Source organism: Pontibacter roseus DSM 17521, assembly GCF_000373265.1.
GTDB lineage: Bacteria > Bacteroidota > Bacteroidia > Cytophagales > Hymenobacteraceae > Pontibacter > Pontibacter roseus.
The window spans coordinates 161,326-177,347 of the sequence record NZ_KB890761.1 but is presented as its reverse complement, the minus strand read 5'-3'; the positions used below and the strand labels follow the sequence as shown (position 1 = coordinate 177,347).

General features: G+C 58.1%; 7 protein-coding genes. 5 read left to right on the top strand and 2 right to left on the bottom strand.

Features of this window, described 5'->3' with window-relative positions:
• Positions 1-209: 209 nt before the first annotated feature.
• The 5 genes from B051_RS0100755 (at position 210) to B051_RS0100735 (ending at position 12,547) form a co-directional block, all read left to right on the top strand.
• Positions 210-3,899, top strand: coding sequence for an Ig-like domain-containing protein (locus B051_RS0100755; protein WP_157578440.1), 3,690 nt, complete (start codon positions 210-212; stop codon positions 3,897-3,899).
• Positions 3,900-3,905: 6 nt separating this feature from the next.
• Positions 3,906-4,865, top strand: a complete 960-nt coding sequence (locus B051_RS0100750) for a PorP/SprF family type IX secretion system membrane protein (RefSeq protein WP_018476255.1) — start codon at positions 3,906-3,908, stop codon at positions 4,863-4,865.
• Positions 4,866-5,355: 490 nt separating this feature from the next.
• The gene (locus B051_RS0100745; protein ID WP_018476254.1) at positions 5,356-9,549 is read left to right on the top strand and encodes a T9SS C-terminal target domain-containing protein; all 4,194 of its coding nucleotides are present in this window, start codon (positions 5,356-5,358) and stop codon (positions 9,547-9,549) included.
• Positions 9,550-9,576: 27 nt separating this feature from the next.
• A complete protein-coding gene (locus B051_RS0100740; protein WP_018476253.1) occupies positions 9,577-10,530 on the top strand; it encodes a PorP/SprF family type IX secretion system membrane protein in 954 nt (317 codons plus the stop codon).
• A gap of 16 nt (positions 10,531-10,546) precedes the next feature.
• Complete coding sequence (locus B051_RS0100735; RefSeq protein WP_083919404.1) at positions 10,547-12,547, top strand: OmpA family protein; 2,001 nt, start codon at positions 10,547-10,549, stop codon at positions 12,545-12,547.
• Positions 12,548-12,622: 75 nt separating this feature from the next.
• On the opposite strand, the gene B051_RS0100730 is transcribed toward B051_RS0100735, so the two are convergent.
• Together B051_RS0100730 and B051_RS0100725 are read right to left on the bottom strand one after the other, a co-directional pair.
• Complete coding sequence (locus tag B051_RS0100730; RefSeq protein ID WP_018476251.1) at positions 12,623-13,390, bottom strand: 3-hydroxybutyrate dehydrogenase; 768 nt, start codon at positions 13,388-13,390, stop codon at positions 12,623-12,625.
• A gap of 107 nt (positions 13,391-13,497) precedes the next feature.
• Positions 13,498-15,999, bottom strand: coding sequence for a TonB-dependent receptor (locus tag B051_RS0100725; RefSeq protein ID WP_018476250.1), 2,502 nt, complete (start codon positions 15,997-15,999; stop codon positions 13,498-13,500).
• Positions 16,000-16,022: the final 23 nt, after the last annotated feature.

Here is a 16,022-nt window from a genome sequence, read left to right as displayed (position 1 = left end):
TAGAGGTAAAAAGCATTTGTCCGCTCTATAGCGAACAGGTGTGTGAGCCAGTCCATCTGGAGCAATTTCTCCGCTCGCCATGAAAACCAAACTTCAGTTTTCTGACACGCACGTAGTACCACGAATTTAGGTTTGGCTCGATAAATCATAAATATTGGAAATTTCGTTATATCCGTGTAATAGCCAGTTCACCCTTTAACTCTGATCCGATGCGCCCATTTCTACACAGGCATCTGTTCTTTAGCTTGCTTGCTGCGTTTTTGTTTCTGATTGGACCGGCTACGGCGCAGACCGCGCCTAACTGCCCGGCTGTTATAACAGTAGAGGGACGCACCAACCTATGCCAGGGTGAAACCACTGTCCTCAGGGCCAGTACTGGTGCCGGACTGACATACGAATGGCTGAGAAACGGGACAGTGCTGGCAGGCTCTACGGGCGAAACTCTGCAAGTGAGCACGGCGGGCAATTACCAGGTGCGGGTATCGGGGGGTACCTGTACCACCAACACCTCCGCCGAGACGGCCATCACCGTAAACCAGCTTCCCAACACCCCTAACTTCATCGTAGACCCCACCACTGCCGCCTGCTCCGGCACCCCCCTTACTTTTTCAGTGAACGCGCCCCAGCAGGATGTCATCTATACCTGGGCCTTCGGGGATGGCAGCACGGCCAGAGGCCCCTCGGTGCAGCATACCTACGACTTGCGCGGCACCGGCATCCAAACCTTCGATGTGGAGGTGTTCGGCACCAGCACCGTTACAGGCTGTGAATCGGAGCGGGTGACGAAGCCCGTGCAGGTGCGGCCACTCCCCGAAATCTCCTTTACCGAAGAAAACAACTTCCAAACCTGTCTGCCCGACACCATCGCCGATGAGGACATCAGCGTGACAGCCGTCATCACCAACACCACGGAAGAGCCATACCTGAGCGATATCCGCAACTACTTCGTGGACTGGGGTGATGGCAGCGCGCCCGTGCAGTACCGCGCCTCCGACTTCCCGATATCCAACCCTAACCCCTATACCGAAGTGGGAGATTTCAAAATCACCATATCGGCCGTGGCGGGCAATGGCTGTACCGAGCCTTTTGTGCAGGTATACAGCGTGAGCAAAGAGCCTAAAGCGGGTTTTTCGCTAGGCAAGAAGCGGGCTGATGAGAGCCAGCAGCCGCCCTGCGTGCCTGTCATTGTGACGCCTACCGACAGTGCCACTGGCGGGGGACTCTCCTACCAGTGGTCGGTGCAGCCGGACATGGGCTATGTGCTGGAGTCAGGTACCCTGACCGACTCGCTCCCCATTTTCCGCTTCACCGAATCCGGCGTGTATACCATTGAGCAGATTGTGACGAACGGCTGCGACAGCGACACCGCCTCGCAAAGCATCGTGGTAGGCTGGCCACAGGTGTCGCCACCGCCAGGTGGGGTCTTCTGCGGTCCCCAGACCATTAACCTGAGCGCCACGGGTGCCGGAGGCGGAGGCGTTCCGGGGGGCGGAGGCGGTGGCCTCTTCATCGACAAGAACCTGGGCGAGAACATCACCGTGACTATTGCCATCACCGGCCCCAAGAGCGCAACTCGTACCTTCAACTCCGACAACTTCAGCTACTCCTTCGATTTTGACAGGCCGGGTACCTACAACATCACCGTAGAGGCCGTGAACGAGTGCGGTAGCTCCAATGCTATCTATCAGGGGCAGCCGCCACCGCCAACGCAGGTAGTCATTCTGCAGCAGCCGGGCCTGCCCACTATCCAGAACCCAGGTATAGTGTGCGAGGGAGACACCGTGCGCCTGACGCCTACGGCTCCTGGCCCGAATTATGCCTGGTTCGAAAGCAACGACCAGACGGCGCAGCCCATCTTCGTAGGGCCCTCTTTCACCACGCCTTCGCTTCCGGGTGGCATCACCAATTACTATGTGGCCGCGCTGGATACGGCACAGGGCGTCATCTGTATTGGCCCGCGCAAAGAAGTGACGGTGCGCGTGAATCCGCGGGTGGCCAATAACCTGATTGAGGGAGAGGCATCGCGTAGCGTGTGCAAAGGTGGCGTACTGGCTGAACTGACAGGAACGCGCCCAACCGGAGGCGATGAGAGCACCCCCTATACCTATACCTGGGTGCTCAGCACCACCGGGCCTAACCGCGGCTACGCGGCTGCACCGGGCGTGAACAACAACCAGAACTATACCCCCACGGAGCCGATTTCCACCACCACCTGGTTCAGGCGCGTGGTGCGGTCTGCCAACTGCTCCGCCGACTCCAGCAATGTGGTAGAGGTAGTGGCCGTGGACCCGGTGCCAGCCAGCGCCAACACCATCACTCCGGCCACACAGGAGATATGCGCAGGCGATGCACCCGCGCAACTGGTGGGCTCGCAGCCGACGGGTGGGGCCGGAGGGCCCTATACCTATCGTTGGGAGATTAGCACTACTGGGCCGACCACAGGCTTCGTGCCGGCGCCTACCCCAAATGAGGGCGAGAACTATACCGTGAGCATCAACCTGACGGGCGAGACCTGGTTCCGGCGCGTAGTGACATCCGGCAGCTGTGACTCGCCTTCCGAGGCTGTCAAAATCACGGTCTTCCCTGCCTTGGCCAACAACACCATCACGCCTACACAGCAGGATGTGTGTACGGGAACGGCTCCGGCGGCCCTGACTGGTTCTGCCCCTTCCGGCGGAAGCGGCAACTATACCTATGAGTGGCTGGTAAGTTCTACGGGCGCTGCCGGTAGTTTCACGGCTGCACCAGGCACCAACAACCAGCAGAGCTATACGCCAGGAGCCATCACCCAGACTACGTATTTCCAAAGGTTGGTTCGTTCCGGGCAGTGTTCCCCTAGCCTGAGTGAGCCAGTGGTGATAAACGTGCGGCCAAGCATCACCGGCAACAGCATCTCGGCACCACAGGAAGTGTGTACCGGGGTTCAGCCTGCGCCATTGACCGGCAGCACGCCATCCGGTGGCAGCGGCGCCATCACGTTCCGTTGGGAAAGCAGCATCAGTGGGCCTGACACGGGCTTCAACCCGGCTCCGGGCAACAACACTGGAGCGAGCTATACCCCACCGCCTCTTACCCGGGATACTTGGTTCCGGCGCGTGGCGCTGTCGCAAGGCTGCGACAATGCCTCAGAGGCTGTGCTGTTATCAGTGCTGCCTTTGCCGGAGGCACCGGTGCTCACGGTGCAGGATGCAAGGGCCTGCCTGGGCGGTTCGGCTACCCTGACCGTCGCCAATGCCAATGGCAGCACCATTGAGTGGTATGCTGCGCAGACGGGCGGTACACCTCTTTTTGTAGGTCCAACCTTCGTCACGCCGGAGCTGGCCCGCAACACGACCTTCTATGTGCAGGCTGTGAATAGCAACAACTGCGCAAGCGCCACCCGCACGCCGGTAGCCGTCACCATCGTGACAGCGCAGGCCGATGCCGGGCAGGACGTGACTATCATACAGGGCAACACAGTGGAACTGCGCGCCTCAGGCGGAGCCACCTACCAATGGGAGCCAGCCGAAGGGCTAAGCAATGCGTCGGTGGCTAACCCAGTAGCGAGCCCTGACGTGACGACCACCTATACCGTGACCGTGACTACGGAAGAAGGCTGTACCGCTACCGACGAGGTGACCGTGACCGTCATTCCGGCCATCTCGGTTCCCAATGCCTTCTCCCCGAACGGGGATGCCGTGAACGAGGTATGGGAAATCGGCAACATCCAGAACTTCCCGGATGCGCGGGTGGAGGTATACAACCGTTGGGGCAGCCAGATATTCAGCTCGACCGGCTACGGCTCCCCGTGGGACGGCACCTACAAAGGCGAGGCGCTGCCAGTGGCTACCTACTACTACATCATTTACCTCAACAGCTCCGAAAAACCGATTTCAGGGCATGTGACCATTATCAGATAATACCCTATGAAAAAGCTGCTCCTTCTTCTGGTGGCCTCTGTAGCTGTTGTAGTGCAGGCGTTTGCGCAGCAGCGCCCCCAGTATAGCCAATACATGGTCAACAACTACCTGCTCAACCCAGCCCTGACAGGCATAGAGGACTACGCCGATATACGCATCAGCAACCGGCAGCAGTGGGTGGGGCTGGAGGGTGCACCTGTCACCTACTATGCCACCGCGCACGTGCCGCTCAACAAAGGCATGTCGAGTACCTCGTATGCTAAGGCCCTGGCGCACCACGGGCTGGGCGTCATTTTCCATACCGACAAGACAGGGCCGCTGCGCCGCACCGGGCTTTCCGCCACCTATGCTTACCACCTGCCCCTCACACGCAGCATTAACGCCTCGGCCGGTGTGGGGGCAGGCGTTATCCGCAACTCCATCAACTCCTCTGACCTGCAGTTCAGCAACCCGAGCGACCCTTTGGTGGGAGGCGGCAGCATCAACCAGAATGTGCTGGATTTGTCGCTGGGCTTCTGGGTATACTCGCGGAACTTCTCGGTAGGTATAGCCGGCGCGCAGTTGCTGGAGAACGCGGGCACTTTCCGGTCCACTGAGAACAACAACGTGACGCTGGACCTGCAGCGCCACTATTTCCTGACGGGCAGTTACCGTTTCACCCCATTCGAACGCATTGACTTGATTCCTTCTTTCATGCTGAAACTGGCCGACCCGAGCCCGATGGCCGTGGACGTCAACCTGCGCGCTATGTACGATGAGCGGTTCTGGGTAGGAGCCTCCTACCGGCACAAAGACGCGGTGGTAGGTATGGTGGGGGTGTACATTAGCCCGTTGCTGGACATCTCCTACTCCTACGACGCCACCACCTCCAACCTGAACCGCGTGAGCGCAGGTACCCACGAAGTGGTGATAGGCTTCAAGCTCCTTAACGACCGCCGCATCATCTGTCCACAGTGGGTGTGGTAGCACCTCTTTACTAATCTGATTCACCCTGTCGCCTGGTCTTTTACTTCCTATGGTTGAGACTCGGGGAACAATTTTCTGCACCCTGATTATATTATCTAGGGAATAGCAGCTATTTTTGCCTTTCTTAAGAAGAAGGGCGTGTGGCTTCTGCAGCGCCTTTTCCAATTTTCTTCTTGGCCGAGTCCTTCGGCCATTCCTATACCTTGCCCGCCTCCGGCTATAGGATTACAACATTAATATATTTTAATTTTCAGGTAAAATTTGCTTTGTAGCGATAATTACTAAATTTTAGTGAATAATATAGGGAGAAGTGTATATTCTATACTTTAGGGAGCTTTTGATGTACTTTCCGGAGTACGCCTGAGGAGCCAAATTGGAATGTTAATGTAAAGACTGGGAAACAGGATGTGGGGAGATGACCAGGCTGTTGCTTATTCTATTGTACAAGATTAAACGCCCAAATCTATAACAAACTTATACGGATTATTTCATGACAAGCTTCTTTAGGAAAGCCTTGCTTCTTGCTCTGGGCTTTTGGTTGATGACGTTTGCTGTGTTGGCACAGCAGGCGCCTGCGCTTGGCACATTCTATGACTACAGCGTTGTTGGGTACCAGGGGGTTAACAATAAAGGAAGAACCATTGTGGGGGCGAGCCTGGGCGCTGTGCAGCAGGATGCCACCGGCTTTCCTCCCGGCATCATCAACCGGGAGCGACATGAAAGAAATGCCGCCGCCGCCAAAGCGCACCAGGATGCCGCCGCCGCCTTTGCGGCTGCTTCAGGCAAGCCTGCCACCACCACCCTCACCAATCCCAACCTAGGAGGCCGCACCTTTACGCCAGGGGTATACCGCCTGAATGGCGATGCCAACCTGGCCGGAGAGCTTACGCTGAGCGGCGAGAACAACCCTAACGCCGTCTTCATCTTTCACATCAAAGGGGATTTGGCCACCAACTTCAATGCGCAGATGGTGCTGACCCGGGATGCCAGCAGTGCCTACGTTTTCTGGGTAGTGGAAGGCGGCATCTCGTTTGGCGGCAGCTCCTCCCTGATAGGTAACTTCATTGCCAAGAAAAATGCCGTTTTGAATGATGGCGTAGCCCTCAAAGGCCGCGTGGCCTCGCTGCAAGGAGAGGTGGAGCTCAACAACAACCGACTGAGCATACCCGCTGACCTTTCTGTGACCATTGTTAAGACGCCAGGGGCCAACGGAACGAATCGCTATGTAGTGGGCGAGTCCATCACCTACACCATCACCGCCAAAAACCTAGGCCCTGTAGACGAGGACATGGTAAAGGTGACGGACATCCAGTTCACCGGCGAGTCGCCTAGCTATACCAGCACGGCGCCGGGTTCCGTGTTCGCCCGTGACCCTGTGACCGGCCGCTGGCTCTGGAACATAGGCAAACTGGAGTATGGGCAGGAAGTCAAATTGGTCATCACGACCACCATCACCGGCACCGGCAACGGCTTCATACGCGGTGTGATATCCGGAGCGGGTGTGGACGAGATTCGGTACAACAACAACGCGGAGCTGAACTTTTGTGTGGTGTTGCCTGATGCCGGTACCATCTCGGGCCCGAAGGAGCTGTGTGTGGGCGCCACTGGCGTGTACAGTGTTGAGCCGGTAGAAGGCGTGCCCAGCTACAACTGGATTGTGCCCTCTGACTGGGAATACAACATAGAGGACCCTGAAAAACCGTACATCATCACTGTAACGGCTGGCCGCAACAAAGGCGTGATTTCCGTGACGGTGAACAACACCTGCGGCGAAAGTTTACCAAGCAGGCTAGCTGTGAATAATTTCGCCGACCCTCCTGTCAAGCCGGGGCCAATTACCGCCAACGAAGGCATCTGTGCCGGTTCCTCAGCCACGTACTCCATTGCCCCGGTGGCCAACGCCTCTGCCTATACCTGGACCGTGCCTGCAGACTGGACCATCACCGCCGGCCAGGGAACAACAGATATCACTGTATTGGCTGGCAAGACAGCCGGCAAGGTGACCGTGATGGCTGAGAACGTATGCGGTTTCAGTCCGGCAAGCGAGCGCGAGGTGAAGCCTTTCCTGGAGAAGCCTGCTTTGCCAGGTGCCATCTCCGGCACCGGAACCGTCAGCTTCTGCGCCACTGCTGAGCGACTCACCTATACCATCAACGCGCAAGGCGATGCCACGGAATACCTGTGGGAGGTGCCGGCTTCCTGGACAATCATCGAAGGGCAGGGAACCACCACCATCGTCGTGAAACCTTCTCCAACGGGCGGCACAGTGTCAGTAAGAGCTGTGAACGCCTGCGGTCAGGGGCCAGCCAAAACATTTGAGGTGACGCCAGTGCCAGGCCCTCCGGCCGTGCCAGGCGTGATTTCAGGTGACTTCCCGGTATGTGCCGGCAGCAAGGGCGTCAAATATTCCATTGAGCCAGTGGCTACGGCTTCGGGCTATACCTGGTACGTGCCTTCCGGCTGGACCATCACCGCCGGGCAAGGTACCAACGAGATAACAGTAACAGTAGGAGCAGGCGCGACGGGCGGGAAGATTATCGTACAAGCCAACAACGTGTGCGGAGCCAGCGGCAGAAGCAGCAAAGATGTGACCATCACGACCGGGGCTCCCACGGCTCCTCTGGAAATACGCGGCAGCGCCTTTGGTTGTGCCGCCACCTCCGTCACCTACGAGACCGACCCAGTGGCCAACGCCTCCAGCTATACCTGGACCGTGCCGCAGGGCTGGACTATCACCGCCGGACAGGGAACGACCCGCATCACCGTAACGATGGGCACCCAGTCCGGAAACGTGACGGTGCGCGCCTCCAACTCCTGCGGTAACAGCCCCGAGAAATCATTGGCTGTGCGTCCATTCACCGCTCCTCCGGCCAAACCGTTCGCCATCAAAGGCAGCCTGGAGGTATGCATCGGACAGAAGACCGCCGTGTACAGCCTGGAGCCGGTAGACCACACCCTAGAGTATATCTGGGCAGTTCCACAGGGTTGGACCATCACGGCTGGGCAGGGCACCACCTCCATCACCGTAGCCGTGGGCACCACCAGTGGCAACATCACCGTAACGGCCTCGAACCCATGTGGTGACAGTGCGCCGGCAACCTTGGCTGTGACGCCTGTGCCGGATGTGCCTGCCGCCAAGCCGGGGGCCATCACCGGAGAGACACAGTATTGTGCCGGCACCAACCAGGTATACTTTATCGACAGAGTAGAAGGCGCGGTATCCTACCACTGGACGTTCCCGGGTGCCGATTGGGAGATTGTGTCCGGTCAGGGAACTACGCGTGTGACTGTGAAGGCCGGGGCATCAGCCGGTCAGGTGACGGTGGCGGCCATCAACAAATGCGGCACCCCAGGCACCAGCACAGGTTTGACCGTGAAAGCGGTGGGTGGGGTTCCGCCGGCTCCGTCCGCTATTATCAGCAGCACCTCTTCCTACTGCGCCAACACAACCAACCTGACTTTCCGTGTCAGTGCCGTGGCAAGCGCGCTGAGCTATACCTGGACCGTACCTGCAGGCTGGACCATTACCGCCGGACAAGGGACGACCCAAATCACAGTAAAGGCCGGAAACGCAGGTGGCGAGGTGACTGTAGTGGCTAACAATTCTTGCGGGCAGAGCCAGAGCACCAAACTCGTGACGGCGCCACAGCAGACATTGCCAACCCCTGGCGCCATCCAAGGTGCCAGTCTGCCCTGCGTGGGCAGCACAGAGCTGGTGTATACCGTGCCAGCCGTTGAAGGAGCCGAAACCTATCTTTGGACCGTGCCAGCTGACTGGGCTATCCTGGAGGGTGCAGGCACAAACCGCATCCGGGTGCGGGTAGGAGGCAAGGGAACCATCACAGTGAAAGCCCGCAACGCCTGCGGCACCACGGCAGCTTCTTCACTGGTGATTGATATCGTGGCGGCACGGCCGGGAGCTCCTGTGGCCATAAGTGGTGCAGGCACCGTCTGCGCCGGACGCACTGCGACTTATACGATTGGGGAAACAGCCAATTCCTCTTCCTATACCTGGACCGTGCCAGCTGGCTGGACTATCACCGTAGGCCAGGGCACTACCCGCATCACGGTGGTGGCTGGCACGACAGCAGGAGACATAACGGTAGAGGCCCTGAACGGCTGTGGCAAGAGCGCGGCGGCGAAGTTAGCCGTATCGGGCACGCAACTGTCCAGCGTCAGCCGCATCGTGGATAGAACGGTGCGTTGCGCCGGCGAGGCGGTGTATGAAGTGGAGCAGGCTATACCTGGCGTCACCTATACCTGGACAGTGCCTGCTGACTGGACCATCACCGCCGGCCAGGGCACTGGCTCTATCAGAGTGGCACCTGGCAAGTCAGTTGGCGAGATAGCCGTGGTGGCTGACAATGGCATCTGCCAGACCGAGCCTACCACCTTCAAGCCGGAACCATTCCAGCCGAACACGGAGCTGGTGCTGCCCAACGTGTTCACCCCGAACAACGACGGCAACAACGATGCCTGGGAGATTACCAACCTGCACGACTATCCGGACAACGACCTGGTGGTGATGAACCGCTGGGGCAACGAGGTATATAAGAGCAAATCTTACAAGAACAACTGGAGCGGCGATAACCTGGCCGAGGGTACTTATTACTACGTGTTGCGCGTGAAGCTATGCGATGGCGCAGACAAGGTATACAAGGGGTATGTGATGCTGGTTCGATAAGGAAACAAACGTATTAAGTCTATTACAATGCGAAAAATATGGGTGCTACTGGTGGTGGTGTTGCTGGCGAAGGAAGCGCATGCGCAGCAGGCGCCGCAATACACGCAGTATATCTTCAATGAGCTGATTATCAACCCAGCCTATGCCGGCAGCAAGGAGATTCTCAACATCAACGCCACGCACCGCAGCCAGTGGGTGGGTATGGAGGGCGCTCCCACGACACAGACCCTCAGCCTCGATGGTTCCTCGCGCAGTGGCCTGGTGGGCTACGGCTTCAACGCCATAAAAGACGAACTGGGTGCCCAGCGGCAGCTGGGGGTGCAGGGCAACGTGGCGGTGCGCCTGCAGGTGGGCGAGGCGTCCAAGTTGGCGCTGGGGTTTGCGGCGGGCGCGTCGCAGTATACCTTGGACGGCACGGTGCTCCGGCCCGGCAGCAACATACCAGACCCATCTGTTCCGCAGGGGCGGGCCTCTGAGGTGCTGCCTGATGCCAGGGCGGGGGTATTCTTCAACACAGAGCGGTTCTATGCCGGGGTATCGGTGGCCAACCTCATCAACTTCAAACAGGAGGACCTGGAGGTGACCACGCCACGCCGGCACTTCTTCCTCTCCTCGGGTTACGTGTTCAACGTGTCGCCTTTCGTCATCCTGAAGCCGAGCTTTCTGGTCAAGGAGGACTTTAACAGCCCTACCAGCCTGGACCTGAACACGTTCGTGCTGCTCGGGGAGCGCATCTGGCTGGGCGGCTCCTACCGCACGGCGGTGCAGGTGCACAACAAGTTCCCTGACGAGTACTCCCTGGACAAGCGAAACGCCTGGGCTGCCATCGCGCAGCTGTACGTAACGCCCAAGCTGCGACTGGGCTACTCCTACGATGTCAGTCTAAATGCGCTGAAGAGCCACCCGAGCCATGAAATCTCGATTGGCTATTCCTTCTTCAAAAAGCAGGATGCGCGCATGCTGACGCCCCGTTACTTCTAATCCATTCGAAACAGACATGAGAGTACAATCACTAATTCTCCTGGTCCTGCTGGCTGTAGGGTATAGCCTGCCGGCAACGGTGCAGGCGCAGAAAAAGGAGATGAAGCAGGCCGAGAAGTATTTCAACAGTTTTGAGTACGCCCTCGCCCTGGATGCCTATAAGAAGGTGCTGGAGCAGGAGGAACCCAACCCCTACACGTTGCAGCGCATCGCTGACAGTCACCGGCTCATGAACAACAGCAAAGAGGCGGAGTTCTGGTATGCGCAGCTGGCCGGATTCCCCGACGCCAGCCCCGCCAGCCTGTACTATTACGCCGAAGCCGCCAAGCGCAACGGCAACTACACCAAGGCCAAGGAACTGTTCCTGAAGTATGGCAGCCGCGTACCTGAGAAGGCGGACTTGGCCCAAGCACTGGCCGCCTCCTGTGACACGGCCATGCACTGGATGAAGACTCCAAAATCCTATAAGTTGGAGGAGGAAGAGCGCCTGAACTCTGCAGGAGTGGACTTCAGCCCTGTCAAAATGCCCAACGGCGGTATGATTTTCTCTTCGGACCGGCTGCAGGCACCTGAAGCTGCCAAGAAGAAGGAGCGCTTCAACTGGACAGGCAACGGCTACGTGCAGCTATACTTTGCACCATTGGATACGGCCTCGACCTGGGGGGCACCCGTGCCGCTCACCAAGGAAATCAACACGGATTATCACAACGGGCCGGCCTCCTACCTGGAGCAGGAAGGTATGCTCTTCTTCACCCGCACCAACAGCGTTCGGCAGGGCCGCAAAAAGAAAACCACCGACCCCACCAGCTGGGTAGGCGGGGCAAACGACAACCGTGCCTACATCAACAGACTGGAGATTTACACCGCCAAGCGAGACAACGACTCCTGGTCCAATATAAAGCCCTTCGCCTACAACAGGCCGCAGGAGTTCTCGGTGGGCCACCCGGCCGTGACGCCTGACGGCAGGCTGCTGTACTTCGTGTCAGACATGCCCGGCGGTATGGGCGAGACGGACATCTACTACAGCGAGCGCCAGAGCGATGGCAGCTGGGGAGCGCCTGTCAACGCGGGTTCCTCTATCAACACCAGCGGACGCGAGAGCTTCCCGGCCATAGGCGCCGATGGCAAACTGTACTTCTCCTCGGACGGTCACCTGGGTATGGGCGGCCTAGACATTTTCGTGGCGGAAGGCGCAGGCAAGGAATGGACATCGTTGCAGAACCTGCGCTACCCGCTCAACTCTTCCCACGACGACCTGGGCATCGCCATGGATTCCTCTGGCACCAAAGGCTGGCTCTCATCTGGCAGGGGCAGCGACAAAGGCTTTGACAACATCTACAGTTTCAAGGAAGTACCGGTGGAGTGCGTGCTGGTGGGCGAGACGATAGAGTTGGTAGCACAGCCCGGCACACACCTCAAAAAGAAGGTGAAAGTGGAGAATGTGCTGCTGCAGTTGTTCGAGGAGAACGTGGGCACCCTGGCTGAGTCGCACTCTGATTCGCTGGGCAACTTCAGGTATGGCGTGCAGGCAGGTATGCAGTATACCGTGCGGGGCAGCAAGAAAGGCTACCTCACGCAGACCATCCTGTTTACGCCCAACTGCCAGTACAGCATCGATTCGCTGCTGGTGGAGATGGTCCTGATACGCGATACGCCGAACGTGCCGATTGTGCTGGAGAACATTTTCTACGACCTGGACAAGCACGACATCCGGCCTGATGCCGCGCTGGAACTCGACAAGCTGGTGCGCATCCTCAAGGACAACCCAGGTATACGCATCGAGCTGAGCTCCCATACCGACAGCCGTCAGACGCAGCAGTACAACCAGAGCCTGTCTGAGCGCCGTGCCAAAGCAGCCGTAAACTACCTCATCTCGAAAGGTATAGACAGGAAGCGGTTGGTAGCCAAGGGCTACGGTGAGACGCAGTTGCGCAACAAGTGCGGTGACAATGTAGACTGCTCGGAAGAAGAGCACCAGGTCAACCGCCGAACCGAGTTCAAGATTATCGGCAAGTAATGAATTCTTTATAAGCAGAGAGCCCCGGCACTAGATAAGTGCCGGGGCTCTCTGCTTATCCCTATGGAACAGCGTTTATTGCGCCGTCCAACCGCCATCCACAGGAAGCATGGCGCCGGTCAGTTGGCCAGCCGTTTCAGAGGCCAGGTATAGCGCCAGGTTGCCGAGTGCCTGCACGTCCACAAATTGTTTGATGGGCTGCTTCTTCAGCATCACTTTCTCAATCACATCCGCCTCCGACATTTGGTGTGCACGTGCCTGGTCCGCTATCTGGGCATCCACCAAAGGGGTGCGCACATAGCCGGGGCAGATGGCGTTGCAGGTGATGCCGTGCGGCGCCCCCTCCAGTGCCAGCACCTTGGTGATGCCGGCTACACCGTGCTTGGCCGCCACGTAGGCTACCTTGTACTCCGATGCCCGCAGCGCATGGGCTGAGGCGATGTTGATGATGCGCCCAAAGCCCCGCTCCTTCATGCCCGGCCAAACAGCTTTGGAAGCATGGAATGTGGCCGACATGTTGATGGCCAGAATGGCATCCCAGCGGTCCTCCGGAAACTCCTCCACCGGTGCCACATACTGTATGCCGGCGTTGTTGATAAGCACATCCACCTGGCCTAGTTCCTGCTCGGCCTGCCGCACCATCTCGCGTATCTGTGCCGGATGTTGCAGATTGGCCGCGGAGTATGCTGTTTTCACCTGGTGTTCCTGGGCTAGTTCATCCGCCAGTTGTGGACCGTTCTTCTCCAGCCCGTTGAGCAGCAGGTTGTAGCCTTGGGCCGCGAACAGGCGCGCTATACCCAAACCTATACCGCTGGTGCCGCCTGTGATGATTACATTCTTCATGCGCGTTGCTTTGTGTCTTTATCGAAATAGTGGTTGCTATTGAGGTGAAGGAAGCAGTAAAAAGCCAGAGCGCCCTTGCGGGGCGCTCCGTACTCTACCTAACTCAACTATTTAACTTCACCTGTGCTTTTTTTGCCGCCGATGTCGAAGCGCAACTCAGCGGAGAAGAGGCGACCGATAACCGGGGAACCTACGAACTCACGCTGCTCTGTGTCGAATAGGTTGGACACGCTGGCACCCAGCGTAATCATTTTGCTGAACTTATAACCGGCGCTCAGGTCCACCGAGGTGAAGCCACCTAGCGGCCCGTAGTTGTACAGGAGTGGCGCCACACGCTTGTTCGCATTTTCCTTGGCCGCCACCTGAGAACCTGAGTAGAAGTTGTACTCCGGCAGGATGCGCACATTCACAGAGCCAAAGAACTTGTTGTTGAACAGGTCGCGGGCCGTGAAGTTGAAGTTATAGCGATGCTTGGGTGCGTTCAGGCTGCTCTCAGCGGCAGATACGATTTTGTCACCGTTCGCGTCATTCTCCATGTTGTCTTTGTCTGTGATGTCAGAGTTAAAGTAGGAGTACTTGGCGCCTACGCTGAAGTTGTTGCTCAGGTAATAGTTCAGGCCAAGGTCTGTTCCCCAGGAGTTCACGTTGCCATAGTTCAGGTACGTGAGGTAGTAGTTCAAGGCGTTGGAGGCTGCCTCTGTCACATCCTCGTCGCCTTTGCGAATCACTTTCTCTTTGCCCATAATCGGGGTGATGCCTGTCAGCGGCGAGATGAAATCCTTGGACTTGGAATACCAGGTGCTGAGGTCTACATAGAACTTCTCGGTTGGTGTTCCTTTGTAGCCGAACTCGAAGGTCTGCACACGCTCCGGTGCCAGTTCAGGTATGGTGCGGATGGCGCCAGTCTCGGTGTTCTGGATAGTCAGGCCGGCGCCGCTACCCAAGATGGCCAGTGAGCCGTTGTTTAGGTAGAACTCCTGGAACTGAATGGAAGGAGCAGAGTAGGCGCGGCCATAGGTGGCCCGGAATGTACCGGCCAGGGCATTCAAAGTCAAAGCGGCTTTCGGGCTGAACTGGTTGCCGTAGTTGTCGTGGCGGTCGAGGCGGGCTCCCACCACGGCACGCAGCCTGTCGGTGATGTTGCGTTCCACCTGCGCCACGGCGCCATACTGGTTCAGGATGATGTCGCCGTTGCGGTCGTCGAGGTATGTCTGGCGGCTGTAAGCCACATCACGCTGGAAGCTCAGGCCGGTCACCACATCAAAACCGGCGTAGGAGTTGTTGTACTGCACCTCCGCGTTCAGGCGGTGGCTCTTGTCAATGAAGCCTGGGAAAGCGATGGCCGGTGAGTTAGGGTATAGCTCTCCTCGGGCAGCACCTGTCTTGGATTTTTCGTGTGCCACCTCAGGCGACTGGCCCAGGGCACGCAGGGTATAGTAGTTGTTGGTGCGGGCATTGATTTGGTAAGTATCGCCGGCGTCGTTCCAGGTGTTGTATACCTGCGCGAACACACGCGGAGACACGTAACGGCCATGCAGGTACTGGAAAGTCCAGCCGTCAATCTGGTTGCGGCCGTTGTTAGTCACACCAATGTTCGTGCCCTGCCCGATGCCGTAATCCAGGATGATGTCAGACTTGGCAGTAGGGCTGTAGTAAAGGGCGGCACTCGCACGCTTCACATTGAAGTCGAAATCCACGTCATACTCCGGCAGTGCACCCAAGGTAGCGTTGTACACGGTGTCGATGAACTCGAAATCCTTGCCCTTGGTATACTCTGCATTCACTTTGTAGGCGAACTTGCTGTTGATGACACCGGCGTGGCGGGCACGGGCGGTCAGTACGCTCTGGTTGCCAGCTCCCAATGTAACCGTAGTGCCAGGGAAGCGGCGTGGGTCTTTGGTGATGGTGTTGATGATACCGTTGTGTGCGTTCGGGCCATACAGCGCCGAAGAGGGGCCCAAAATCACTTCCACTCGCTCAATGTCCTCCTTTATCACCGTGTTGTACAGGCCGGCCGGAAGACCAGTGCCGCCCGGCAGCATGGAGTTGCGGCCGTCGGTCAGCTGGTACATCTTCGTGTTGAAGGCGTTGTTGAAGCCGCGGGCATTGATGCCGATACCGGCCACACCCGAGCGCACCACTTCCACACCCTGCACCTTGTTCAGCAACTCACCCACGTTGAAGGACGGCAGCTCGGTCAAATCGCGGGAAGAGATGACGCTGATAGCGGCCGGAGCCTCCGTCAGCTTCTCAGGACGGCGGGAGGCCGTAACCACGATTTCTTCCCCCATCATCTGGGTAATGGTCATGCTGATGGTGCCGATGTCGGTAGTGCCGCCCTCTGTCACCGTCACCGATTGCCTCGGGAAGGTATAGCCCACAAAGGAAATGCGCAGGTTATAGGTGCCTGCAGGGACATCTGCAATGGCAAATTCCCCGGCAGTGTTGGTCGTGGCTCCTTTCGTAGTGCCTTCCAGCACCACAGTGGCGCCCATCAGGGGCTCGCGGGTATCAGCCCCAAGCACCCTTCCTCTGACACCGCCGCTCTGGGCCAGTGCCACCTGCGCCATGGAGAGGAGCGCGAGCAGGAGTAAGTAGACTTTTTTCATGGTAAGGTTGAGTTAGATGTTAA

What these genes read in the sequence shown, in the direction of transcription:
- B051_RS0100755 (WP_157578440.1), top strand. Translation starts at nt 210, where the DNA reads ATGCGCCCATTTCTACACAGGCATCTGTTCTTTAGCTTGCTTGCTGCG.
- B051_RS0100750 (WP_018476255.1), top strand. Translation starts at nt 3,906, where the DNA reads ATGAAAAAGCTGCTCCTTCTTCTGGTGGCCTCTGTAGCTGTTGTAGTG.
- B051_RS0100745 (WP_018476254.1), top strand. Translation starts at nt 5,356, where the DNA reads ATGACAAGCTTCTTTAGGAAAGCCTTGCTTCTTGCTCTGGGCTTTTGG.
- B051_RS0100740 (WP_018476253.1), top strand. Translation starts at nt 9,577, where the DNA reads ATGCGAAAAATATGGGTGCTACTGGTGGTGGTGTTGCTGGCGAAGGAA.
- B051_RS0100735 (WP_083919404.1), top strand. Translation starts at nt 10,547, where the DNA reads ATGAGAGTACAATCACTAATTCTCCTGGTCCTGCTGGCTGTAGGGTAT.
- B051_RS0100730 (WP_018476251.1), bottom strand. Translation starts at nt 13,390, where the DNA reads ATGAAGAATGTAATCATCACAGGCGGCACCAGCGGTATAGGTTTGGGT.
- B051_RS0100725 (WP_018476250.1), bottom strand. Translation starts at nt 15,999, where the DNA reads ATGAAAAAAGTCTACTTACTCCTGCTCGCGCTCCTCTCCATGGCGCAG.